Source organism: Proteiniborus sp., from assembly GCF_040308045.1.
Lineage (GTDB): Bacteria > Bacillota > Clostridia > Tissierellales > Proteiniboraceae > Proteiniborus.
The window spans coordinates 1-23,938 of the sequence record NZ_JAWRHZ010000030.1 but is presented as its reverse complement, the minus strand read 5'-3'; the positions used below and the strand labels follow the sequence as shown (position 1 = coordinate 23,938).

The 23,938-nt window shown below is 31.7% G+C and carries 23 protein-coding genes, 1 tRNA gene and 1 other annotated feature; of the genes, 21 read left to right on the top strand and 3 right to left on the bottom strand.

The window, feature by feature from the left end:
* Window positions 1–10 precede the first annotated feature (10 nt).
* From ABV008_RS05560 to ABV008_RS05480, 17 genes are all read left to right on the top strand, one after another.
* The gene (locus tag ABV008_RS05560; protein WP_352418829.1) at window positions 11–598 is read left to right on the top strand and encodes a lytic transglycosylase domain-containing protein; all 588 of its coding nucleotides are present in this window, start codon (window positions 11–13) and stop codon (window positions 596–598) included.
* A 147-nt stretch (window positions 599–745) separates the two neighbouring features.
* Window positions 746–1,792 carry a nicotinate phosphoribosyltransferase gene (locus tag ABV008_RS05555; RefSeq protein WP_502929745.1) on the top strand — a complete coding sequence of 349 codons (1,047 nt, stop codon included), beginning with the start codon at window positions 746–748 and terminating at the stop codon, window positions 1,790–1,792.
* 19 nt (window positions 1,793–1,811) lie between these two features.
* Window positions 1,812–3,563: a peptide ABC transporter substrate-binding protein gene (locus tag ABV008_RS05550; protein ID WP_352418827.1), complete on the top strand. Its 1,752-nt coding sequence runs from the start codon at window positions 1,812–1,814 to the stop codon at window positions 3,561–3,563.
* 108 nt (window positions 3,564–3,671) lie between these two features.
* Window positions 3,672–3,757 (top strand) — tRNA-Leu (locus tag ABV008_RS05545).
* Window positions 3,758–4,095: 338 nt separating this feature from the next.
* Window positions 4,096–4,650 (top strand): SPOR domain-containing protein, encoded by a 555-nt coding sequence (locus ABV008_RS05540; protein WP_352418826.1) that lies wholly within the window; start codon window positions 4,096–4,098, stop codon window positions 4,648–4,650.
* Between the two features lie 240 nt (window positions 4,651–4,890).
* A complete protein-coding gene (locus ABV008_RS05535; protein ID WP_352418825.1) occupies window positions 4,891–5,253 on the top strand; it encodes a DRTGG domain-containing protein in 363 nt (120 codons plus the stop codon).
* Window positions 5,253–5,693: an ATP-binding protein gene (locus ABV008_RS05530; RefSeq protein WP_352418824.1), complete on the top strand. Its 441-nt coding sequence runs from the start codon at window positions 5,253–5,255 to the stop codon at window positions 5,691–5,693. Before ABV008_RS05535 ends, ABV008_RS05530 begins: the two co-directional genes overlap by 1 nt.
* A gap of 23 nt (window positions 5,694–5,716) precedes the next feature.
* Entirely contained in the window at window positions 5,717–6,985 is a 1,269-nt protein-coding gene (locus tag ABV008_RS05525; protein WP_352418823.1) for a [Fe-Fe] hydrogenase large subunit C-terminal domain-containing protein, read from the top strand.
* Window positions 6,986–6,997: 12 nt separating this feature from the next.
* The gene (locus ABV008_RS05520; RefSeq protein ID WP_352418822.1) at window positions 6,998–7,330 is read left to right on the top strand and encodes an AraC family transcriptional regulator; all 333 of its coding nucleotides are present in this window, start codon (window positions 6,998–7,000) and stop codon (window positions 7,328–7,330) included.
* 1 nt (window position 7,331) lies between these two features.
* Window positions 7,332–8,045 (top strand): PHP domain-containing protein, encoded by a 714-nt coding sequence (locus ABV008_RS05515; protein ID WP_352418821.1) that lies wholly within the window; start codon window positions 7,332–7,334, stop codon window positions 8,043–8,045.
* Window positions 8,046–8,050: 5 nt separating this feature from the next.
* A complete protein-coding gene (locus ABV008_RS05510) occupies window positions 8,051–8,605 on the top strand; it encodes an ATP-binding protein (RefSeq protein WP_352418820.1) in 555 nt (184 codons plus the stop codon).
* Window positions 8,606–8,898: 293 nt separating this feature from the next.
* Window positions 8,899–10,227, top strand: coding sequence for an electron transport complex subunit RsxC (gene rsxC / locus ABV008_RS05505; protein ID WP_352418819.1), 1,329 nt, complete (start codon window positions 8,899–8,901; stop codon window positions 10,225–10,227).
* Window positions 10,228–10,242: 15 nt separating this feature from the next.
* Complete coding sequence (locus tag ABV008_RS05500; protein WP_502929749.1) at window positions 10,243–11,187, top strand: RnfABCDGE type electron transport complex subunit D; 945 nt, start codon at window positions 10,243–10,245, stop codon at window positions 11,185–11,187.
* Window positions 11,180–11,758, top strand: coding sequence for an RnfABCDGE type electron transport complex subunit G (locus ABV008_RS05495; RefSeq protein ID WP_352418817.1), 579 nt, complete (start codon window positions 11,180–11,182; stop codon window positions 11,756–11,758). Before ABV008_RS05500 ends, ABV008_RS05495 begins: the two co-directional genes overlap by 8 nt.
* A 24-nt stretch (window positions 11,759–11,782) precedes the next feature.
* Window positions 11,783–12,382 carry an electron transport complex subunit RsxE gene (rsxE, locus tag ABV008_RS05490; protein WP_352418816.1) on the top strand — a complete coding sequence of 200 codons (600 nt, stop codon included), beginning with the start codon at window positions 11,783–11,785 and terminating at the stop codon, window positions 12,380–12,382.
* Window positions 12,383–12,394: 12 nt separating this feature from the next.
* On the top strand, window positions 12,395–12,967 hold the full coding sequence (gene rsxA, locus ABV008_RS05485) for an electron transport complex subunit RsxA (RefSeq protein ID WP_352418815.1): 573 nt from the start codon (window positions 12,395–12,397) through the stop codon (window positions 12,965–12,967).
* A gap of 15 nt (window positions 12,968–12,982) precedes the next feature.
* Complete coding sequence (locus tag ABV008_RS05480) at window positions 12,983–13,957, top strand: RnfABCDGE type electron transport complex subunit B (RefSeq protein WP_352418814.1); 975 nt, start codon at window positions 12,983–12,985, stop codon at window positions 13,955–13,957.
* A 101-nt stretch (window positions 13,958–14,058) separates the two neighbouring features.
* Here ABV008_RS05480 and ABV008_RS05475 read toward each other — a convergent pair whose 3' ends face one another.
* The 3 genes from ABV008_RS05475 to ABV008_RS05465 are packed head-to-tail and all read right to left on the bottom strand — an operon-like array spanning window position 14,059 to window position 16,737.
* On the bottom strand, window positions 14,059–14,823 hold the full coding sequence (locus ABV008_RS05475; protein WP_352418813.1) for an ABC transporter ATP-binding protein: 765 nt from the start codon (window positions 14,821–14,823) through the stop codon (window positions 14,059–14,061).
* Window positions 14,789–15,688: an ABC transporter permease gene (locus ABV008_RS05470; RefSeq protein ID WP_352418812.1), complete on the bottom strand. Its 900-nt coding sequence runs from the start codon at window positions 15,686–15,688 to the stop codon at window positions 14,789–14,791. The genes ABV008_RS05475 and ABV008_RS05470 overlap by 35 nt, the downstream gene beginning before the upstream one ends.
* A 56-nt stretch (window positions 15,689–15,744) precedes the next feature.
* Complete coding sequence (locus tag ABV008_RS05465; RefSeq protein ID WP_352418811.1) at window positions 15,745–16,737, bottom strand: ABC transporter substrate-binding protein; 993 nt, start codon at window positions 16,735–16,737, stop codon at window positions 15,745–15,747.
* A gap of 94 nt (window positions 16,738–16,831) precedes the next feature.
* Window positions 16,832–17,071 (bottom strand) — a binding site (T-box leader).
* A gap of 172 nt (window positions 17,072–17,243) precedes the next feature.
* On the opposite strand from ABV008_RS05465, the gene ABV008_RS05460 reads away from it, so the two are divergent.
* The 4 genes from ABV008_RS05460 to ABV008_RS05445 all read left to right on the top strand — a co-directional run bounded on the left by ABV008_RS05460 (window position 17,244) and on the right by ABV008_RS05445 (window position 23,780).
* Window positions 17,244–18,515 carry an ATP-binding protein gene (locus tag ABV008_RS05460; RefSeq protein ID WP_352418810.1) on the top strand — a complete coding sequence of 424 codons (1,272 nt, stop codon included), beginning with the start codon at window positions 17,244–17,246 and terminating at the stop codon, window positions 18,513–18,515.
* A gap of 1 nt (window position 18,516) precedes the next feature.
* The gene (locus tag ABV008_RS05455; RefSeq protein ID WP_352418809.1) at window positions 18,517–19,356 is read left to right on the top strand and encodes a response regulator; all 840 of its coding nucleotides are present in this window, start codon (window positions 18,517–18,519) and stop codon (window positions 19,354–19,356) included.
* A gap of 237 nt (window positions 19,357–19,593) precedes the next feature.
* Window positions 19,594–21,000, top strand: coding sequence for an alanine/glycine:cation symporter family protein (locus tag ABV008_RS05450; RefSeq protein ID WP_352418808.1), 1,407 nt, complete (start codon window positions 19,594–19,596; stop codon window positions 20,998–21,000).
* A gap of 1,106 nt (window positions 21,001–22,106) precedes the next feature.
* Window positions 22,107–23,780 carry an ABC transporter ATP-binding protein gene (locus ABV008_RS05445; protein ID WP_352418807.1) on the top strand — a complete coding sequence of 558 codons (1,674 nt, stop codon included), beginning with the start codon at window positions 22,107–22,109 and terminating at the stop codon, window positions 23,778–23,780.
* The last annotated feature ends 158 nt before the right edge of the window (window positions 23,781–23,938 follow it).

Below are 23,938 nucleotides of genomic sequence, written 5' to 3'. Positions count from 1 at the left end.
AGGGATAATGTTGCAGATTAAAACTATAAAATGTAGAAAATTTTTAGAAGCTTTTTTTGCTATTGTAATAGTAACAGCAGTACTATTGAGTTTTAAATGGATTGGCAGAACGCTTTACCCTATAAATTATAAGGAACAAATAGCTACTTATTCAAAAAAATATGATATTGACCCTTTTCTAGTTGCTGCAGTTATAAGAGTTGAGAGTAAATATAATAAAAATGCATTATCTCCTAAAGAAGCTAGGGGCTTGATGCAAATATCTCCTATAACCGGGAAATGGGGAGCTGCAGAAATTGGGATTTCAGGTTACAAAGATGAGCTTTTATATGAACCAGATATTAATATTGAAATTGGCTGTTGGTATTTAAATAAGCTTAATTCTCAATTTGAAAATAATTTGGAACTTGTATTAGCTGCTTATAATGGAGGAAGTGGAAATGTTACTAAGTGGCTTAATGATAGTAATTATAGCGATGATGGTAAAAGCCTTAAACACATACCATTTAAAGAAACTGAATTATATCTAAAAAAAGTTATAAAATCGTACGATATATATAAAAAGCTATATAACTCTGATTTTTTTTATTATAATTAAGAGTAAAGGATTTTATTATTATGAAGTGACTAATAAAAACTTAGTTAAAAAAATAACTTACCTTTAAATCAAAATTAAAATTGTTATACTTATAGTTGAGATGAAATTAACTGTAAAACAAAAGTAAGTTTATTATAAAAAGAGAGGATGAATACTGTGAGCTACTTAAAAAGCATAAAGGATGTACAGAATTATGATATAAATAGGGATAAAAGATTGCTGCATTCTGCACAGCATGAAGATATTCTTGCAGGCTTGACTACAGATATTTATTTTTTTACTACAATGGATGTTCTAGGAAGTATGGGAATCGGCGATAAGGAAGTTGTTGCTGAGATTTTTGCTAGAAAACCAGGAGTTCTTGTAGGCATTGAAGAAGTTAGAAATATTTTGAAAGACAAGGGTGTCGAGATGTGGGCTCTTGAAGAAGGAAAAGAGTTTCAACCTAAAGAAACCTTAGTTAGAATAAAAGGGCCATATGATAAGTTTGCCATTTTTGAATCTACTATACTAGGATGTTTAGCTAGTCCAAGTGGGTGGGCAACTGCAGCTAAGGAAATTAAAGAAGCCTGTGGAGATAGACCATTTATATGTTTTGGTACGAGACACGTTCATCCTTCAGTTGCACCTGTTATGGAGAGAGCAGCTAGAATTGGAGGAGCTAGTTCTGTGAGTAATATTTTGGCTGCAAAATTGATAGGTGAGAATCCAGCTGGGACTTTACCTCATGCAGCGTTTTTAGTAGCAGGTGATACTCTTTCAGTAGCTCAGAAGTATGATGAAGTAATGGCAGAATCATACAAGAGGATAGTCCTTGTAGATACATTTAAAGATGAAGTCGAAGAGACTTTAAGATTAGTTAAGGAAATGGGAAGAAAACTATATGGAATAAGATTAGATACTCCTAGTGAAAGAGGTGGGGTTACTGCTGATTTGGTTAGAGAGCTAAGGGCTAGGCTTGATATCGGTGGATATAACTGGGTTAAAATTTTCGTGTCAGGTGGATTGAAACCAGAGAAAATCAAAATATTAGCTGAGGCAGGAGTAGATTCTTTTGGAGTGGGCAGTTATATTTCTGGAGCACCTGCAATTGATATGACTATGGATATAAAAGAGGTTGAAGGTGTGGCAATTGCAAAAAGAGGAAGAATACCAGGGATAGTTGAGAATCCTAAGCTTGTTAAAATGCTCTAGCTTTAAGGAGGAAAACGAATTGAAGTACAAGAGACAAGTTTGTCTATTGTTAGTGGTATTTCAGATAATATTTTTGGGCGGTTGTAGGCTGAATGATAATTTTGATAATATAAGTGACCCTGAAATGGAAACTGATGAAGCTGTTGATATTGGGCCAGAGTATGGTGGGGAACTAGTGTTGCCAATATCTTATGTAATAACACTTAATCCATTATTAATCACAGATAGTTATTTATATAATTTTAATAAATTAATATTTGAAGGATTATTTGATATAGGTAGTGATTTTAAAGTAAAAAATATTTTGGCAGAAAACTATAACTATGACTCAGATGGCTTGGCTTTAAATATTAAGCTAAAAGAAAATATCAAATGGCATGATGGTGAAAATTTTACTGCAGAAGACGTTAAATTTACAATAGATACTTTGAAATATGGATTGACTAACAATAATCTAGCAAACAATTTATCTGATATAATAAAAACCTCAGAATCCTTAAGAAATATAAAGGAAGTAAGGGTAATTGATAATTATAATTTGAAATTAACTTTCAATAAACCATATGGAGGTTTATTAGAAGAATTAATTTTTCCTATTATTCCTAGACATATGTTTGTACAGGGGAGAGATATAAAATCTGCCTATGATAAAGCACTACAAAAAGATGGCTATATACCTATAGGAACAGGGCCTTATAAAGAAATCGAGGTTAATAAATTTAAGAATGTTACTCTAGAATCTTATAAGGATTACTGGGGAGATAAACCATATATATCAAGGATTATAGGAAAGGCTTTGAAGGATGAGAAATTAGCTATTATTTCTTTTGAGTCAGGACAAATTGATTTAGTAACGAGCTTAGGAGTAGATTGGGAAAAGTATGCTCAAAATAAAAGAGTTGAAATCTATGAATATGCGTCAAACAAATATGAGTTTTTAGGGTTTAATTTTAGAGAGGGAATTTTTATTGGAGAAAAAGGTAAAGCCTTAAGAAAAGCTATAGCTTATGGCATAGATAGACAATCTATAATACAAAAAATCTATCTAGGTCATGCAACTAGAAATGACGTACCTATACATCCTGATTCTTGGTTATTATCAGATGAGGCAAATTCATATGGATATAATGTAAATAAGGCTAGACAAATTATAGTATCAGCAGGTTGGAATGACATAGATGGAGATGGTTTCTTTGAGGATGCCGATGGGAAACAACTTACAATAAGATTAACAACCAATTCATATAATGACTTGAGAAGAGAAACTGCAAATATTATTGCAAAGAACTTAACCGATTTGGGGATAAAAGTAATAAAAGACTATAATGAAAATAAACAGGAGAACTTAAGCGAAGAAATCAAAGAAACTCAATGGGCGAATTTTATGCAAAAAGTAACATCTGGCTCATATGACATGGTACTACTTGGATGGGAATTATCTTATATTCCAGATTTGTCATTTGCTTTTCATTCTTCTCAAATAAACGGAGGTATGAATTTTATTGGGTACAATAATGAAAAAATGGATGAACTATTATCTCTTGCCCAAAATACCTACAAATCTGAAGATAAAAAGAAAGTTTATGAGCAAATTCAAGACTTGATAATCGATGAACTTCCTTATGTTAGTTTGTTTTTTTGTAATTCATCTATATTGGCTAATAGCAAAATCCATGGTGAAATTAGCCCCAATGATTTTAATATGTATAATGATATTGTAAAATGGTATATTCCTATGAAATTGCATGATAAAGAAAAGACACCACAATAACCTATATTTACAGTTGACACATGTTTAATTAATAGTTATAATAAATTCGTTAACCTTAAAAATTAGATTGTTAGAGTAGCAAGTATTAAACTATACTTGCTATTTAATGCAGGACTGGCGGAATAGGCAGACGCACTATCTTGAGGGGGTAGCGGTCAACGACCGTACGAGTTCGAGTCTCGTGTCCTGCACCATAAATAAAAAAGATGTATAATTATTATGTTACTAATAATTATACATCTTTTTTATTACATAATTTTTCTAATGAATAATGTAATGTTAGCTTATGATATATATAATATGTTTCATGTATTTCGATAAAAGAATACAAATTTTAAAATAATTTTTGAAATTTCAAAAAAAAGCAGGAAAAAGAAGTCAAATATAGAATAAATGGAATAGTTAGATATATTACAACCAGACAAAATGCCTAAATCTTTTTTCTATTTTATTATGACAAAATTATTTTTTTGATAATTAAATTGAGATAGTTGTCATAACCTATAATATAAAGAAAAAGGAGGGCAAGATCATGAGACGAAATGCTGGAAGGAGAGTAAACAGAAACAATAAGGACAGGCTTTATACAATTTTTGCATTTTTTGTAGTTGCACCTATTATTTCTATTGTGCTAGCTTTTGGGTTAGTACAAAATGTAATATTACCTAGACTTGCAGAGGAGCAGAAAACCATAAACACGATAGAAGAAGGATTAGGTGAAGAAGAGAAAAGTGATAATGAATTTAATATCGATACTAATATTACTGATAACGAAAATGTAACCGAAGTAGTACCAACAGAAGAAACACAAGGAACGGCAGGTGTTATTGAAGAAACTACATTTTATAGTGTACAGGTAGGTAATTTTAGTAGTATTACAAATGCTGAGGCTCTAGTTAAAGAACTAAAAGAAAACAATATAAATGACGGATATATTGTTAATAATGAAGAGTCTTACAAGGTGTTTGCAGGTGAATTTCAGATTAAAGATGAAGCTTATAATTACTTAGATAAAATAAGAAAATTGTATGAGGATGCCTTTGTAAATACATTATCTAGTAAAGAAAAAATTATAAGACCAGACTAAGAATTTAAATTAGGCTAATAGTTATGAGCTAAATTTCTACCTTTTGGCTCTAAATTAGCAACTTCATATAACTAAATTTTCTGTTTTTTTACTCTGAACTGACATAAAATTATCAATATATTTATCTAGTTATTACTAAGAATGTTTTCTGTTGTGCAAATCAAATACTATATAGTATAGATTTATTTAGTAATTATTAGAATGATAAGTATTTTTTAGAACTAAGATTGGGGTGAGATAATGAAATTAAGTGAAATTAGGGACATATTAGATGCAGATGTCCTAGTTGGTGATGAGTTTTTAGACAGAGAAGTATATTCAGCATTCGGCTCTGATTTAATGAGTGATGTTCTTGCGTTTATTAATGAAAAAACAATATTATTAACTGGTCTTACTAATCCGCAGGTTATAAGAACTGCTGAAGTCGCTGATCTTTTTGCTATAGTCTTCGTAAGGGGAAAGATGCCTAGCAAGGATTTATTAGACCTAGCCCTAGAAAAAGACATAGCGATTATGACTACAGAGTATACTCTTTATACTACAAGTGGTAAGCTTTACGAAAATGGACTAAGGGGAGTAATGATAGAGGGCGTGTTAAGATAATGGATGGAAACAATGATAAAATCACATTAGAATATGAAATAGCACAAAATGATTTTAAAAGTGCAGGAGAGGCATCAAGTAATGTGAAAAAGGTATTAAATCACTTAGGTATTGATTCTAAAATAGTTAGAAGAGTTGCCATAGCAACTTATGAAGCAGAAATGAATATAGTAATTCACTCATATGGAGGTAGGATTATAGTAACAATATCTACCGATAAGATCGAGATTAATGCTCATGATGAAGGACCAGGAATAAAGGATATTAATTTAGCAATGCAAGAGGGATATTCTACTGCCTCGAACATGGTACGAGAGTTGGGGTTTGGAGCAGGAATGGGTATCCCTAATATGAAAAAATGTTCTGATGTTTTTGACATCAACTCTTGTGAGAATAAAGAAACTTTAGTTTCAATGATAATCTATATTAAGCATAATTAGAAAATAACTAGTGGGTGATTAACTTGAAAGAATATTTTCACTCTGTAGTGTTAGACAATAAAAAATGTAATGGTTGTACAAACTGTATGAGAAGATGTCCAACAGAGGCTATAAGAATAAGAGATAAAAAGGCAGTCATTACAAAGGACAGATGTATTGACTGTGGAGAATGCATAAGGGTTTGTCCTTATCATGCACAAGATGTTATTGCAGATGATCTAAGTGCATTAGAAAATTACAAATTTAATATTGCTATTTCACCAATGTCATTATATGGACAATTTAGTGTGGACACAGATATGAATAAGGTTTTTTCAGGAATAAAATCTTTGGGTTTTGATTTAGTATTTGATGAAGGATGTGCTGCTGATGTATTAACTGTTGCCATAAAGGACATTTTGAAAAATAAAAGTCTTCAAAAACCAGCAATATCTTCTTTGTGTCCTGCTATTTTAAGAATTATTCAAGTAAGGTTTCCATCCTTAATTGATAATATTATAAAAGTTGAATCTCCAATGGAAGTGGCAGCCAGAATTGCTAAAACGAAAGTTATGAAAGGGTATGGATTAAACTTTGATGACATTGGAGTTTTTTATTTAGCACAGTGTCCTGCAAAAGTAACTAGCATCAAACGGCCCATTGGGATAAAAAAATCTTATGTTAATGGAGCATTGTCAATTAAGTCTATATATGGTGATATAGTAAAAAATGCCAAAAAAACACGGGAAGATGAAGATTTTATTAAGGCATCACCCAAGGGAGTTGGATGGAGTAGAGTTGGTGGTCAGAGCTATGCCATAGGAGTAGAAAATTATATAGCAGTTGATGGAATTGAAAATGTCATCAAAGTTTTAGAGGAGATTGAACTTGGTAAACTCAATAATATTGATTATTTTGAAGGACTAGCTTGTGTAGGAGGATGCGTAGGTGGGCCTTTAAATGTAGAGAATCCTTTTATTGCAAAAGCTAGGATAAGAAATATTGCAAGAACTTCAGCAGGAAATGAAATAGTAGATGACGAATATATAAATGAAATAATAGGTCAAGAGCTTGTTAATTGGACTGAAAAGATAACTCCAAAGGCTATATTGATTTTAGACAATGATATCCACAAAGCTATGAAAAAGATTGAACTAATAGGCTTAATACGAAAAGAGCTACCGGGGATTGACTGTGGCTCGTGTGGTGCTCCTTCCTGCAATGCTCTTGCAGAAGACATTGTTAGAGGGAAAGCTAAGATAGATGATTGTATTTTTATTTTAAAAGAAAAAATCAGAAAAAAAGAAATATAATGGAGGCAGTATATGAATCTATCGGAGATAGTTGATAAAATTGAGCTTGAAGTTGTTACTGAATTTGAATTGCCAATAAGACAAGTAGAGGGAATCTATATAGGAGATTTACTAAGTATAGTGATGTCAAAGGCACAGCAGAACTTTTTATGGATTACTATTCAAACTCATATAAACATTATAGCAGTAGCAACACTAGTTGATTTGACAGGTATAATAATTGTTGAAGGTATGGAAATAGAAAAGGATACTATTGATAAGGCAATGGAAGTAGGGATACCTCTTTTTAAGACTAATTTAAGTGCCTATGAAATTGCATGCAAATTAAGAGAAATTGGAGTATAGAATGAATGTATCATATGATCTCCATATTCATTCTGCTTTGTCACCGTGTGGCGATAATGATATGACTCCTAATAATATAGTTAATATGGCATATGTTAAAGGATTAGACGTTATAGCTATTACAGATCATAATTCTATGTTAAATCTAATACCAACTGCAGAAGTGGCAAAAAGGAAAGGTATTTTAATAGTTCCTGGTATAGAAGTAACTACCAGAGAAGAAGTTCATGTACTATGCTATTTTCCAACAATTAATGAAGGAATGAGTTTTCAAGATATAATATTTAATAGCCTCCCTAATGTTAAAAACAATGAAGATATATTTGGACAACAGCTTATTTTAGATCATGAAGATAATATTTCAGGAAAAGTAGAAAGAATGCTGTTAAGTAGTAGTGGATTTACAATAGAAGAAATATTCCAATTAGTTAAGGAGCATAATGGAGTACTTGTGCCTGCACATATTGACAGAAAATCCTTTAGTATTGTATCTACACTGGGATTTATTCCAAATACTATAGATATTAAAACCATAGAAGTTTTTGACTTAAATGTTTTAGAAAATATGAAGAACACATTATCGCTAGAGAAATACAAGATTATTAAAAACTCAGATGCTCATTATCTTGTTGATATCAATGAAGCATATTATTATTTCAATTTAAATTCATTTACAGCTAAATCTGTTGTAGAACACCTTAAAGGCTCGGGGTGATGAGATTGAAGGAATTATCCTTACACATATTAGACTTGGTGGAAAATTCAATTAATGCACATGCAAAGCTAGTAACAATAACTGTAATTGAGGATTTAAGTAATAACCTTTTAAAGATTATTATAGAAGATGATGGCAAAGGTATGGACAAAAGTTTTTTAAGAGTTGCAGACAATCCCTTTATCACAACAAGAAAAACTAGAAATGTAGGACTTGGCCTATCACTTATGAAAGCAGCAGCTTTAAGAACTGATGGAGATCTTTATATTAAATCCAAAAAAGGTAAAGGCACAAAAGTAGTGGCTATTTTTAAGCATAATCATATTGACAGGGCACCACTTGGAAATATGGGAAGCACAATTAGTACCCTATTAAATAGAGAAGAAAATATTGATTATTTATATATTCATCAGCTAAATAACAAACAATTTGAATTTGACACAAGGGAGATTAGAAAGCTTTTGGGAGAGGTTAAATTAAATACTCCTGAGGTTATATTATGGACACAAGAATATATAAATGATAATATTAGGAAATTAAGTAAATTATGTAAGCAATAAAAATTAGACATAAATGGTCAAAAAGTATACAATGCGCAAAAAAAATGATACAATAATATAAAAGGAAATAAGGACCTAGTAATATGGTCCTAATTTTGTTCATAAAAGAGCATATTTTAAAAATTTTAACGACAATATTTTAGCTTTTTCTATGTGTTTTGATAAAAAACAATAATAAGAGCTATTAATATTGTTTATTTCTTGTCAACGCAGGTTTTTTGTATACAAAGGTTGAATTAGTTTTTCTGGCGTTATATAATCAATATTAAATTAATTAACAAGAGGTGAAAAATATGAATCTTAGAAGCTTTACCTTTAAGGGTGGGATACATCCTCCTCACTACAAAAGGTACTCAGAAAAAGCTGAGATAGAAAAAGCCGAAGAACCTAAAGTAGTTATTATTCCAATGCAACAGCATATTGGTGCTCCATGTGAACCTATTGTTAAGGTAGGAGACAAAGTAAAAGTTGGTCAGAAGATAGGTGAAGCAAAGGCCTTCGTTTCCGCACCAGTGCATTCTAGTATTTCTGGTATAGTTAAGAAAATAGCTCCTATGAATACTCCAACTGGTAGTGGAGTTATGTGTGTAACTATAGAATCTGATGGACTTAGCGAAATCCATGAAAACGTTATACCAAAAGGTGACATTGATAAACTTACTAAGGAAGAAATTATTAGCATTATAAAAGAAGCTGGTATAACTGGACAAGGAGGAGCGAGCTTTCCTACACATGTGAAACTTTCTCCGCCACCAGACAAAAAGATTGACACAGTTATCCTAAACGGAGCAGAATGTGAACCTTATTTAACTGCTGATCATAGATTAATGCTTGAGCAGCCTGAAAAAATTGTTTTAGGACTAAAAGTATTGATGAAATCAGTAGGTGTTAACAAAGGTTATATAGGTATTGAAAATAATAAACCAGATGCAATAAAATCAATGCTCAAAGCTACGGAAAATGAAACTAATATTGAAGTGGTATCTCTAGTAGCTAAATATCCGCAAGGAGATGAAAAGCGTTTAATAAATGCAGTAACAGGAAGAGAAGTACCATCAGGTGGTCTTCCAATGGATGTAGGTGTTATTGTAAATAACGTAGGCACAGCAGCAGCAGTTGCTAATGCTATACAAATGGGGATGCCTTTAGTAGAGAGGATAGTTACAGTAACTGGTAGCGCAATAAATACTCCAAAAAATCTCTTGGTGAAAGTAGGTACACCATTTAAGGATTTAATTGCTCAGTGTGGAGGCTATAAAGGAACTCCTGGAAAAATTATTATGGGTGGACCTATGATGGGGCTTGCTCAGTTTACTGATGAAGTGCCAGCTATTAAAGGCACATCAGGTATATTGGTTTTAAATGAAAAAGAAGCTAGGATCCCAGAGCCTAACCCTTGTATTAGATGTGGGAAGTGTGTAGATATTTGTCCAGTAAATTTACAACCATTATTTATAAGTCAATTGTCATTAAAAGGTAAGTATGATGATACACAAAAATACCATGTATTAGATTGTATAGAATGTGGCTCATGCTCTTTTATTTGCCCATCTAAGAGACCACTATTGCAATCAATAAGAGTAGCAAAAAGAGAAGTAATAGCAAAAAGAAAGAAAAGCTAATTGATTGGGGGGGTAATAATGGAAAACAAATTAATTGCTTCATCTTCTCCGCATATAAGGTCAGATGAAACTATTTCTAGAATAATGTTGGATGTAATCATAGCACTTCTTCCTGCTACATTAGCCAGCATATACTTTTTTAGATTTAATGCATTAAAACTAATAGTTCTTTCTATTGCTTCAGCAGTTATTACAGAAGCTATATTTCAGAAAGCTCGAAAACAACCTGTAACTATAAATGATTTAAGTGCAGTAGTAACTGGATTATTATTAGCATTTAATATTCCTGCATCAGCACCTTGGTGGATACCAGTTATAGGTTCAGCATTTGCTATTGCCATAGTAAAACAGTTTTTTGGTGGATTAGGACATAATTTTATGAACCCTGCATTAGCTGGAAGGGCAATGCTTTTAGCTTCTTGGCCAACTATTATGACAGGATGGGTAACTCCTGGGGCAGATGCTGTAAGTACTGCAACACCACTAGCGATATTGAAAGGACAAGCAGAAGGGGTTCTTCCTTCTTTTACAGATATGCTATTTGGAAACATAGGTGGTAGTTTAGGAGAAACTTCTGCCATATTACTAATAATTGGTGGGATATATTTACTCTATAGAGGAGTAATTAATTGGAGAATACCTTTTACTTATATTGGTACAGTTGCTATAATGATGCTTGTATTTGGTGGCGGCATTGAAAACGTGATTTATCACTTGTTAGCAGGTGGTCTTATGTTAGGAGCATTTTTTATGGCTACAGATTATGCGTCTTCACCAGTTACAAAGAAGGGTCAAATTATATTTGGAATCGGAGCAGGTCTACTAACTGCTATAATTAGACTTAAAGGCGGATATCCAGAAGGAGTATCTTACTCAATACTTCTAATGAACGTGGCAGCACCATTAATTGATAAGTATACTAGCCCAAAAGTATTTGGGGAGGTGAAGCAGAATGCGTGAGATTGTTAAACTTGGATTAATTCTTTTCATAATAACAGCAATAGCTGCATCACTTCTTGCATTCGCAAATGAAGCAACAAGTGGATTAATTGCACAAGTTCAGGAGCAGGAGAGTAACAAAGCTAGACAAGAAGTTCTTCCTTCTGCTGAGAATTTTATACCACTAGATGAAAGTGAATTTAATTCAATAGTAGCTGAAAACAATAAGGTTAAAGAGGTTTATATTGGTAAGAATTCAGCTGATGACATAGTTGGATATACTATAAAAACTATAGCTTCTGGATATGGTGGAAACATTGAAGTAATAACTGGGCTTTCTGCTGAGGGACAAATTACTGGCATGAAAGTAGTTAGCCATTCTGAGACTCCGGGTTTAGGTGCTAATTCAACTAAACCAGAATTCCAAAGCCAATTTGTAGGAAAATCAACATCTTCAAATATAACTGTAGTAAAATCCGCACCTAAAGATAGTGAGATCCAGGCTATTTCAGGTGCTACAATAACTTCAAAGGCTGTATCAAGCGGTGTTAATATGGCTTTAGATATTTTCAATGGTAAACTTGCAAAGTAGACTTACAATAATGGAGGTGAAGCTATGAGCTTAAAAGATTTTAAAAATGGATTAATTGATGAAAACCCTACATTTGTTCAGTTAATTGGTATGTGTCCAACTCTAGCAGTTACCACTTCATCTATGAGTGGTTTATCTATGGGATTGGCTACAACTGCCGTTTTAATTGGTTCGAATTTAGTTATATCGCTTTTAAGAAAAGTTATACCAGATAAGATAAGGATTCCTGCCTTTGTCGTAATAATTGCTTCATTTGTTACATTGATACAAATGTTTATGAATGCGTATGTACCAGCACTATATGCTTCTTTAGGATTATACATTCCTTTAATCGTTGTTAACTGTATAATACTAGCTAGAGCAGAAGCTTTTGCTTCTAAATATGGACCAATCAGATCTATAGCAGACGGGTTAGGTATGGGACTTGGATTTACCGTAGCTCTTACAATACTTGCATCTATAAGAGAACTATTAGGTGCAGGCTCTATCTTTGGTTTTTCACTTTTTGGACAGGCCTATAAACCTGCATTATTGATGATTTTACCTCCTGGTGCATTTCTAGCTTTAGGAATATTAATTGGATTTAAAAATTGGCTTACAAAAAAGAAAGCTTTAAATAGTTAAGGGGGGATATAAATGAGTTTTTTCGCTATATTAGTTAGTTCAATACTAGTTAACAACTTTGTAATGTCTAGATTTTTAGGTATTTGTCCTTTTCTTGGTGTATCAAAGCAAGTAGAAACTGCACTTGGTATGGGAGCAGCCGTTACATTTGTTATGGCAATAGCCTCTGCGGCAACATATGTAGTGCAAGTATCAATATTAGATAGATTCGGATTAGGATATATGCAGACCATAGTTTTCATATTGATAATTGCAGCCTTAGTACAGCTAGTAGAATTATTTATAAAGAAGGCAAGTCCAACTCTTTATCAGGCTTTAGGAGTGTACTTACCACTTATTACTACTAACTGTGCAGTTTTAGGTATTGCAATATTAAATATTCAAATGGAATTATCATTATTAGAAAGTGTAGTACATGCTGTAGGAGCTGCTATAGGCTTTACATTGGCCATAGTACTTTTTGCTGGTATAAGGGAAAGACTTGCCTTAGCTGATGTACCTGAATCTTTTCAAGGTTTCCCTGTTGCTCTTATTACAGCAGGACTTATGTCAATAGCTTTTCTAGGCTTCACTGGACTTGTATAGGAGGTGAATGGGACGATGAATAATATAGTAACGGCTGTAATTAGTTTAAGTAGTATGGGGCTTCTATTTGGAGCAGGCTTAGCCGTAGCTGCTAAAGTCTTTGCAGTAGAAGTAGACCCAAAGGTTGAACAAATAAGAGGAGCCTTACCAGGAGCTAACTGTGGAGCTTGTGGCTTTCCAGGTTGTGATGGATTAGCAAGTGCAATAGCAAATGGGAGTGCACCAGTAAATGGCTGCCCTGTTGGTGGAACTATAAGTGCAGAAAAAATTGCAGAAATAATGGGAGTAGCTGCTGGTGAGACTGATAAAAAAGTTGCTAGAGTAACTTGTGGAGGTACTAGTTGTAATGCATTTGAAAAGTTTGAGTACACAGGAATTAAAGATTGTAAAGCAGCAGTCTTAGTTTCTGGTGGAAGCAAGTCATGTTCATATGGTTGTTTGGGACTAGGAACTTGTGTAAGTGTATGTCAGTTTGGGGCTATTGATATCATAGATGGAATAGCAGTAATAAACCCTGAAAAATGTACTGCCTGTGGGAAATGTGTATCAGAATGTCCAAAGGCTGTTATAAAGATGGTACCTTATGAACAAAAGGTTGTAGTAGACTGTAATAGCAAGGAGTTTGGAAAAGACGTTAAAGTAAAATGTACGGTAGGATGTATTGGATGTCAAATCTGTGTAAAGGCCTGTCCTTTTGGTGCAATGGAGTTTGAAAACAATCTTGCTAAGATTAACTATGACAAATGTACAAACTGTATGATATGTGCAGAAAAATGTCCTACTAAAGCTATTTGGGCAGATTTTGAAAGTAGAAAAAAAGCATTTATTGATGAAGATAAGTGTGTTGGTTGTACAATTTGTGCAAAGCAATGCCCAGTAGATGCTATAGAAGGAGAGCTTAAATCAAAGCATAAAGTTATAGAAGATAAATGTGTAGGCTGTGGGGCATGTGCTAAGAAATGTCCTAAGAATGCAATAGAAATGAAATAGGCGATAAAAAACCTGCTAGTACTAGCAGGTTTTTTTGTTCTAATGATATCAAGGTAAAGATAAGTTCACTATTTGAAATCTAATTAGTAGATTATTTTTTCTCAAGCAACAAATTGTACAAGCTTTTCTCTGTATATATCAATCAATTCCTTTTCTGTTACATTTTCACTTGCTTTATCAAATACTACATTTCCACTGTCTAGCATTACTATCCTATCTGAGTATTCTACAGCATCTTTCATATTATGAGAAATCATTATAGTTGTAATAGAATATTTTTTTATTAATTCCCTTGTTTTTTGCATAATTACTTTAGATGTTTTTGGATCTAGTGCTGCTGTATGCTCATCAAGAAGTAACAAATCAGGATGTTTCATAGTTGCCATTATTAGGGAAAGACATTGCCTTTGACCACCAGATAAAAACTTAACCTTGGTATTTAACTTACTTTCAAGACCTAAATCCAAATCTCTTAGTAGCTCTATATATCCATCTGTTCTATTCTTTTTTATTAGCCTTCTTAAAGTGAATTTTTCACCTTTTTTATCAGCCAAGGATAGATTTTCTAATATAGTAAGCGAGGGTGATACACCCATAGAAGGATTTTGATATACTCTTCCTATATGGATTGATCTTTTTTCTTCTCTTAGTTTTGATATATCTTTATCATTTAGCAAAATTTGGCCTTTATCTGCTAATATACTTCCACCTATTAAATTAAGGAGAGTGCTTTTTCCGCAACCATTAGAACCAATTATCGCAGTACATTTATTTTCTTCAAATTCAATATGAAAATTGTTAAAGATATTTATCTCATTATCAGTATTTTTATTAAAACTCTTTGATAGGTTCTCTATTTTTAACATTTTTTTCTCCCCCTTTATTCTTTTTACACATTAATATGTTAGTAGCAAAATTATTATATGAAATAAATGCTATTACTATTATTGCACTAATTGCTTTAAGATCAGTTGGGTTTAAACCTAAATCTATGGCAATTCCACCAATGAGTTTATAGATTAATGCTCCTACAATTGACCTTGTAGTATTTTTAAATTTGTATGAATTTCTTTTTATTGTATCGCCTATAATTATCGAAGCAAGAGCTACTACTATTATAGAACTCCCCATCGTTATATCTGCAAAGCCTTGTATTTGGGCCATTAATGCACCGCTTAAAGCAACTAGTCCATTAGCTATCATCAGTCCTATAACCTTATATTTATTACTGTTTTCCCCTAAGGATTTAACTAAGGATTCATTATCTCCTGTTGCTATTAACAAATAACCTGTTTCAGTTTTCAAAAATTGATCAATAATGATTTTTAATAACAAGACAATTAATATTAATACTGCTATGGTAGAACCTAAATTGAAAATTGAACCATAACTAAACAATGGTATATTAGCTTTTCCGTTTATTTTTAGATTAACAGAATATAGTACTGTCATGGTTAATATTCCTGCTAACAAAGGTTTTATTTTCAATTTAATAAATAGGGTTGCTGTAAACAATCCTGCTAATGTACCAAAACAGAATGCCATTAGAGTACTTAATATAGGGTTCAATCCCATAGATACAAACTTGGCAAACACAAAAGCTCCAAAGGGAAATGTTCCCTCTACTGATAGGTCTGCCATATCTAGAACTTTATATGTTAATACAACTCCCATAGCTAATACAGCAAATATAAGTCCTTGCTCCATAGATGTTACGATTAAAGAATTCATTTTCGTACCTCCAAGTCAATAGAAATTAAATATTATATTTACATTGTACTTTTATTTTATTCTTCTACTTTTATAGCATTTTCGAATAAATGTAATTTTTCATCTAATCCTAATGCTTTTAAAGTTTTTTGATTTACTGTTGTTATAGTTTTTTCTGCTCTCTCAACAGGTATTGTTGATACATCTTTTTTATCTATAAGGATTTCTTTTGCCATCTTTGCAGTTTGTTTTCCTAGTTCATAGTAGCTAAGCCCATTTGTTATAAGTAGTCCGCCTTTTACTTGTGTTTCTTCTGCTGAAACTGTGACCATATTATTTTCTATAGCTACCTTCGACATTAATTCTACTGATGCTGCTACCATATTATCAGTAATCATATATAATGCATCTACTTTTTTTACTATAGAGCTAATGGCTTGAGGAAGTTCATTTACATTACTTATACCAACAGTTACAATTTCAAGACCTTCTACAGGTGCTAATTCCATTACTTCTTCTATTTGCACCTGTGAATTAGCTTCACTAGTGTTGTATAATATACCTATAGTCTTAATTTTTGGATTAATTTCTTTAAACATCTTTAATTGTGATGCTGTAGGAGCCATGTCAGATGTGCCAGTTATATTACCACCAACATTTTTCCAATCAGAAACTATTTCTGCCTTTACAGGATCTGTTACAGCGCTAAATAATACAGGTATATGAGAAGTAGCTTGTTTAGCGCTTTGTGCCGCTGGTGTTGCTATGGCAAATATTAAATCTACATTATCTGCTGAAAATTTCTGTGCTATGCTAACTGTATTTGGAATATCACCCTGGGCGTTTTTGTAGATTATTTCAGCATTTACACCTAACTCTTTTAAACCATCTTCAAAGCCTTTTCTTGTATCATCTAATGCTGGATGTTCAGCTAACTGACTGATGCCAATTTTAAAGATTTTTTCTTCAGAAACCTTCCTATCTTGCTTATTATTTGAACTACATCCTGATAAAATTATCATACTAACTAATATTATTGCTACTAAGCTGCTGACTTTGCTTTTTTTCATTATTTTTTCCCCCTTAAATAATTATGTTAGACTTAAGCATTTTGGGTAATAAAAAAATCTTTCGCGTCCTACAAATATAGCTTTTAGCTATACTTATAGGGACGAAAGATTTTATATCCGCGGTACCACCCTAATTATGACAAAAAGTCATCACTTATTCAGACCTAACAGTCCTATCCCTTATAACGATGGGCCTTCGGATTCGCCTACTTGAAAAGCCGTTTAACGAATCTGCTCAGGAGTGAATATTATATATCTTCTTAATGTTGGCTTTCACCTTACCCAACTCTCTGTAATTAAGTGTAGATATCTTTCTCTCCGTCAAAGCATTTTTAATATTAAGCTATATGATAATACTATAATATTATAATGTCAACACTTTTTATGAGTAATTTTTGACAGAATATTTTTGTATGCAAATATGACTTTGCTAACTCATATTTTTTTATGTTAAACTAGATACATAATCAGTTATAGTTTATGACTAAGTCTAGAGGTGGGTTAAATTGAAAAATTTCAAAAAAATTATTGTTGCATCAGCAATAGTGGCTTTAGCTTCACAAGTAAATATTGGATTTTCAGGTACGGATTTTAGAGTCTCTGGAGGAATAATTCTCCTTGCTATACTACTTTTTCAGTACAAAGCACTAAAACCAGTATTAACAGGAGTTGTATCAGGAGTAGCAGTATATTTTCTTAGACTAATTGTTTATTTTTTGACAAACAGGAATCTTTACTTAATTATATGGTCATATCAATTGGAGATATTATTTTATACTTTTTATGGAATCATTTATTCGTTATTATATAGGAAAAAAACTAAAGTCAATATTAACCAATTACTATTAATTATGGTCGTCAGCGATTTTGGTGCAAATATTGTAGAATTATATGTTAGAACAAGGGTAGGAGGCACTCAAGTACATTGGGAGATTATCACTACATTATTATTTGTAGCAATAGTACGTTCTGCTATAGTATGGCTTGTTCTAAATGGATTCAAGTATTATAAAATGCTCCTAATGAAAGAGGAACATGAAGAGAGATATAAAAGACTTCTATGGTTGACTGCGCAGCTTAAAACAGAAATGTACTGGATGGAAAAAAATATGGACAATATTGAAAGAATTATGTCTAATTCCTATAGGCTATTTGAAAAGATAAGCCTCAATGAAGACAAAGACAAGTGGGCAGATGGGGCAGTAACTATTGCCAGAGACGTTCATGAAATAAAAAAAGAATATGAGTTGGCTATTAGAGGCATGAAAGAAATTACAGAAAACAAACTTCAGGATCAAGGCATGAACTTTAAAGATATTATTACGATACTAGAAGAGACTATGCAAATGGAAATAAAACGTAAGGGTAAGAATATCAATCTATTATTTAAGAATGGAGAAAACTTTTATACAGCAAAACACTATTATCTTATGTCTATATTTAGAAACCTGATAATGAATGGAATAGATTCGATACCTGATTCAGCTGTAAAGGCTAATATTACTCTTACACATAGTACTGAAGAAGAACAGCATATTTTTGAAATTTCTGATACAGGTTGTGGTATAAATGAAGAGGATTTAAATCACATATTTTCACCAGGATTTTCTACAAAAATAGATTACAAGACAGGTCAAATTAATAGAGGATTAGGGCTAAGCGTAGTTCAAGATATAGTGGAAAACCGTTTATATGGGAAAATAACTGTAAGTTCTATAGAGGGCAAGGGAACTATTTTTGAAATTTATGTTCCAAGAAAGTCTTTGGAGGTGGTTTAAGATGAATATTTTTATTGTTGAGGATGATAGTAATATTATAAAAATACTAGAAAAAATAATAAAGGATAGAGAGTTGGGCAATTTATTGGGGTATGCCAAGGATGGAGTAAATGGCCTGCTGGAAATTCAAAGCTTAAATCCTGATATTGTATTAGTTGACTTACTAATGCCTGGCAAAGATGGGATAAGTCTAGTGAAAGAGGCAAAGGCTATACATCCTAATACTCAATTTATTATGATATCACAAGTAACTTCTAAGGACATGATTGGTAAATCATATCAAAGTGGAATAGAATACTTTATTTCTAAGCCTATTAATGCCATAGAAGTGGAGAGTGTTATTAGCAAGGTTCAGGATAAACTAAATATGAATAGAAAATTAAATCAAATTCAAAGCCTTTTTACTCAGGAGCAAAACAATCTTGAAACTAGGAAAGTTAGTTATAGCGTTGAGGGAGTGAAGAGGGTGATGCAAAGGATTGGTATTGTTGGAGAAGCAGGTAGCCAAGATATTATAAATATAGTAAAATATCTTCATGATACTAAACAGAATATGTCGAGCCTTACAGTAAAGGAGCTTTGCAGTCACTTTACTAAACAAGTCAAGACTATGGAACAAAGAATTAGGAGGACAGCTACTGTCGGAATGATTAACCTTGCAAATCTAGGAATAGAAGATTATATGAATGAGATATTTACAGAATACTCTAATGGCTTATACAATTTTGAACAAATAAAAATAGAAATGGACTATATTAGAGGCAAAAGTAAAAAGAGAGGAAAGGTAAATCTAAAGAAGTTTATTGATGGAATGGTTTTTTATAGTAGTAGAGAAAATTAAAAAAGGTTGAATAAGAGCATTTACTCTTATTCAACCTTTTTTAATTCTACATAATAAAAAAGCAGAAAAAATTTGTACTATATTGAAACTTTCTGAAGTTTCTTGAAGGTCACTAAATATAATCAAAATATAATAATTTTAAAATTGTGGGAATGCACAAGGAAAACGTTATATTAAATTAATTCTAAGCTTTTCACAAACAAAAGGCGAACATATTTAAATATTGGAGGTTAGAATATGGATACTGGAAAAATACTAGAGTTAATTGAAAAAGTTAATGGTTTCCTTTGGGGACCTGCTATGCTTTTACTATTATTGGGCACTGGAGTATTATTAACTTTTAAGCTGAGGTTTTTACAAATAACAAAATTAAAAACAGCTTGCAAGCAAGTATTTAGCAAACCTGAAAATGAGTCTGGTGATGTGGGAATGTCTCCATTTCAATCTCTGGCAACTTCAATAGCTTCTCAAGTTGGAACAGGTAACTTAGCTGGAGTAGCCACTGCAATAGTTTCAGGTGGACCTGGTGCTATATTTTGGCTGTGGATTAGCGGTTTTTTTGGAATGGGAACCATTTTCTCTGAGGCAGTATTGGCTCAAGTATTTAAAAAAAGTGAGGATGGAGAGTTAAGAGGAGGTCCTGCATATTATATAAAATATGGACTTAATAAGCCACTATTAGCAGCTTTCTTCGCAATATCAATAGTACTTGCTCTTGGCTTTATGGGAAACATGGTACAATCAAACTCTATATCTGTAGCTGTTAACAACGCTTTTCCTATTCCTAAAATTGTAATAGGAGTAGGAGTTGCAATATTAGCAGGTATGATTCTTATTGGAGGAACAACTCGTATAGGTTCCTTTACTGAAAAGGTGGTTCCTTTGATGGCTGGTTTATATATTCTAGGATCCATTGTTATAGTAGCACTTAATTTTAATCAATTGATTCCAACATTAAAAATGATTATTGTTTCGGCTTTTACGCCCCAAGCTGCAGTTGGAGGATTTCTAGGTGCTACTATTAAGGATGCAATGAGGTATGGAATAGCAAGAGGATTATTTTCAAATGAAGCAGGTATGGGTTCAACTCCACATGCTCATGCAGTTGCAAAGGTAGATCATCCTGTTCAGCAAGGTCTTATGTCAATCTTTGGAGTAATAGTTGGTACTTTGATATGTACTCTTACAGCTTTAGTTATATTAATGACAGGAGTTCTAAATACTGGGACAACGGGAGCAGAATTGACTCAGCAAGGCTTTTATGTAGGTTTTAGTAGATTAGGAAACTTCGGGGGCTATTTTGTAGCTATTGCATTATTCTTCTTCGCTTTTTCTACAATTATTGGCTGGTATTTCTTCGGAGAACAAAACATCAAGTTTCTTTTTGGAAAAAAGGGAATTAAGTATTATAGAGCAATTGCATTAATCATGGTTGCATTAGGATCAGTTCTTGATGTAGAACTTGTGTGGGGATTAGCAGATACATTTAATGCATTAATGGTAATTCCAAACTTAATTGCTTTAATAGGTCTATCTGGTATAGTTATTAAATCTGTCAATGAATTTGGAGAAAAGTATGAAGATAAAAAAGCAAGCAAAAAGGCAATATTAAAAAAAGGACTAAGTACTACGATTATTAAGTAATAAGCTGATTTTTTGATTCTATAACATAGAATCTCCCCTTAGAATATAAAATATATATGAACTCTAAGGGGAGATTTTTAATTCATAAACTCTTAAAACCTCGCATTTCTAGGCTATTTATTTGATAATACTATAATCTTAGGTTAGGACAAAATTATATAGTCATTAATTTCTATAAATTTTTAACATCTACCACCAAATCCAAAAGGCATGAATAAAAATACTAATATTAAGAAAAAGAATAGCAATTCACTTCCATTATTCCCAAAACATCCTGTTCCATCAGCCATTGTACAACCTCCCATCAATTGATTAGTTAGGCTTTACACCTAATACATTATATTATCCACAGAAATATGTGTTACGTAATTATTAGAAAAACAATATTAACACTAATAAACATTAAATAATTTATCTATAATCTAAAAATAATGCTGTAACGCAAAAGCTCATAACATTACAGCATTTAGACAAAAACTTTCATAAATGTATTAAAATATTTTATTTTGCCACGAGGCATCTTTAGTACAGATTACCTCTGTTACATCTTTAATTTTAATTACTAAACCAACAGCATACCTCATACCAACATATACGCATCGCATATGAATTTTCAAAACTATCATAAGTATAAATATTTACATATTGCAGCTAAAAAATTCGTCTGTTGAAATAATTATACTAAATCTTGAATTTAAACTTTTATGAAGGGAAGATAGCTTATTTAAGGCTTTAAATCAATTTGTCATTTTGATAAACAGTATCACAAACGGAATGAACAACATAGCCTTGTTGTTCATTCTGTTTGAAATGCTGTTTGTCTATAATACCTTGTTCAGGTATTATTCTGATGCTAGTATATTGTTAAACAAGTATCACAAATGAGCCATTTAAATTTATAAAAACAAATCAAAAGAGGAATAATCTTTAGATTGACAACTTAACACCATACCTTTAATGAAAGACAATTCTCAATAGTCATACTATATTCATGGTTATCCTTATTATAAAGATATTAGCTTTATAAGTTCTATGGTTTTTCAAAAAAAAATTATATACGAAACATGTAAACTTGAATTAGTTCAGCTTGAGAAGGAGGTGAATCCTTGTTTTCAAACTACAGAAAAATGATGAATAAATATCTAACAAATGTTAAAAAGGAATTAAAAGTGTTGTATATTTTTATTTTACTAGTAAAAGTGATAGATGTTATTTCGCTTATATACAGTAAAATCTATCTTGACGAAATCATGCAAAGCGGAAATATTAAAATAATTTTAAGATATGCTGTATCAATCTTAATGTTGTACGTTGTAGGATCTATTATTTCTATTCAAACAAAGAAATATAATACAAAATGTATATCAGTGCTTGATTATAAATTAAAGGAAGATTTTTTCGATAAAATACAGAAAAGTCCTTATTTAGTTACAATTAATAATGATTCTACAGATATTTATTTTAGGATGGTAACTGACCTGGCATTGCTATCAAACTATTTTTTTCGATTAGTACTAGAGTTACCAATTAGTATAATATCTATAGTCGCATTTGTGTACATAATGTGGAGCTGGTCAAGGGTACTATTTATATACATATTGGTAATGTCTGTTGTTCACATAATTATATCAATAATAATAAAAAAACCTATAAGAAAAAGCAAAGAGAGATTAATAAACAGTCAAAATATATTTGCAAAAGAAATATCAAACCATTTTAGAGGTATTGAAACAGTAAAAATATATGGTCTAGAAGAAAAGAGAACTGAAAGATTGTCAAATATAATTGAACAAGTGATAAAAAAAACAGTTAGCAATACATATTTAATGGCAATATTAAACTTTGCTTCAGGTTTTTTTGGTCAATTAACATCGGTAGGTTTATTAATTTTAGGTGGAATGCTAATCCATACAAAAAATATATCCTTTGGCGAATTTATTGGATTCTATATGTTGTTAGGACATTTTTCAAGGCAAATAAATATAGCTATTAGTTTCTTATTTACATATGAAGAGGTCAAAGTATCTTATTTACGTTATACAGAATTTATTAAGGAATATGATGATGATGAACTTTTTGGAGGAAGTAAATTTAAATTAGATACAGAGTTAAGGCTTAGTAATTTATCATTTAGTTATAATAGCAAAAGAGAAATTTTAAAGAATACTAATGCCTGTTTTGAAGTGAGTAATGTAATAGGAATTGTAGGTAGAAGTGGAGCAGGTAAGAGCACTTTAGCAAAAATAATATCAAGACTTATAAAGCATAGTAACGGCAATATATATATTGATGGTGTTAAGATAGAGTGCATAAATTATGCTGATTACAAAAAGAATTTAGTATACATTTCTCAGACTCCATATATTGAAGAAGGATCTATAAGGGATAATTTGCTATTGGGAATTAATGAGAACGATTTTGATGAAGATTTTTATTTGCATATAGTACAAAGCATAAAGGTAGACGATATAATACATAAATTGCCAGATGGAGAAAACACAAAAATTGGAATTGGTGGAATTCATCTATCAAATGGAGAGTCTCAGAGAATAACAATAGCTCGAGCCCTTATGAAGAAGCCAAAAATAATTATTCTTGATGAACCGACATCTGCTTTAAACTATGAACATGAAGTTGAAATCATAGAGTATTTAAAAGAATTTGCTATCAAGACAAGGGCTTTAGTACTTATAATAAGTCATAAAGAATCTACACTAAAGTTTTCCGATTCTATCTATGAGTTAGAAGATGGCAAGTTAACTAAAAAACGAAAGAGTTAAAATATTAGATTCTCATGGGTAATGTAAAAAGTTCTATGAAAAAATAAGAGTCAAAAAATAGTGCATCTAAAGCAAATTTCTAGTAGGTTCTCCCGCCACCCTTGACAAAAATAAGAAAATGCTAAAGAAAAATTAACAAGGGCGAAGGGAACTCAAAA

Bases quoted from the DNA above. Each gene is read 5' to 3' on its own strand.
- ABV008_RS05555 (WP_502929745.1), top strand. From the start codon at position 746: ATGAATACTGTGAGCTACTTAAAAAGCATAAAGGATGTACAGAATTAT.
- ABV008_RS05540 (WP_352418826.1), top strand. From the start codon at position 4,096: ATGAGACGAAATGCTGGAAGGAGAGTAAACAGAAACAATAAGGACAGG.
- ABV008_RS05535 (WP_352418825.1), top strand. From the start codon at position 4,891: ATGAAATTAAGTGAAATTAGGGACATATTAGATGCAGATGTCCTAGTT.
- ABV008_RS05530 (WP_352418824.1), top strand. From the start codon at position 5,253: ATGGATGGAAACAATGATAAAATCACATTAGAATATGAAATAGCACAA.
- ABV008_RS05520 (WP_352418822.1), top strand. From the start codon at position 6,998: ATGAATCTATCGGAGATAGTTGATAAAATTGAGCTTGAAGTTGTTACT.
- ABV008_RS05515 (WP_352418821.1), top strand. From the start codon at position 7,332: ATGAATGTATCATATGATCTCCATATTCATTCTGCTTTGTCACCGTGT.
- rsxC (WP_352418819.1), top strand. From the start codon at position 8,899: ATGAATCTTAGAAGCTTTACCTTTAAGGGTGGGATACATCCTCCTCAC.
- ABV008_RS05495 (WP_352418817.1), top strand. From the start codon at position 11,180: ATGCGTGAGATTGTTAAACTTGGATTAATTCTTTTCATAATAACAGCA.
- rsxE (WP_352418816.1), top strand. From the start codon at position 11,783: ATGAGCTTAAAAGATTTTAAAAATGGATTAATTGATGAAAACCCTACA.
- rsxA (WP_352418815.1), top strand. From the start codon at position 12,395: ATGAGTTTTTTCGCTATATTAGTTAGTTCAATACTAGTTAACAACTTT.
- ABV008_RS05480 (WP_352418814.1), top strand. From the start codon at position 12,983: ATGAATAATATAGTAACGGCTGTAATTAGTTTAAGTAGTATGGGGCTT.
- ABV008_RS05475 (WP_352418813.1), bottom strand. From the start codon at position 14,823: ATGTTAAAAATAGAGAACCTATCAAAGAGTTTTAATAAAAATACTGAT.
- ABV008_RS05470 (WP_352418812.1), bottom strand. From the start codon at position 15,688: ATGAATTCTTTAATCGTAACATCTATGGAGCAAGGACTTATATTTGCT.
- ABV008_RS05465 (WP_352418811.1), bottom strand. From the start codon at position 16,737: ATGAAAAAAAGCAAAGTCAGCAGCTTAGTAGCAATAATATTAGTTAGT.
- ABV008_RS05455 (WP_352418809.1), top strand. From the start codon at position 18,517: ATGAATATTTTTATTGTTGAGGATGATAGTAATATTATAAAAATACTA.
- ABV008_RS05450 (WP_352418808.1), top strand. From the start codon at position 19,594: ATGGATACTGGAAAAATACTAGAGTTAATTGAAAAAGTTAATGGTTTC.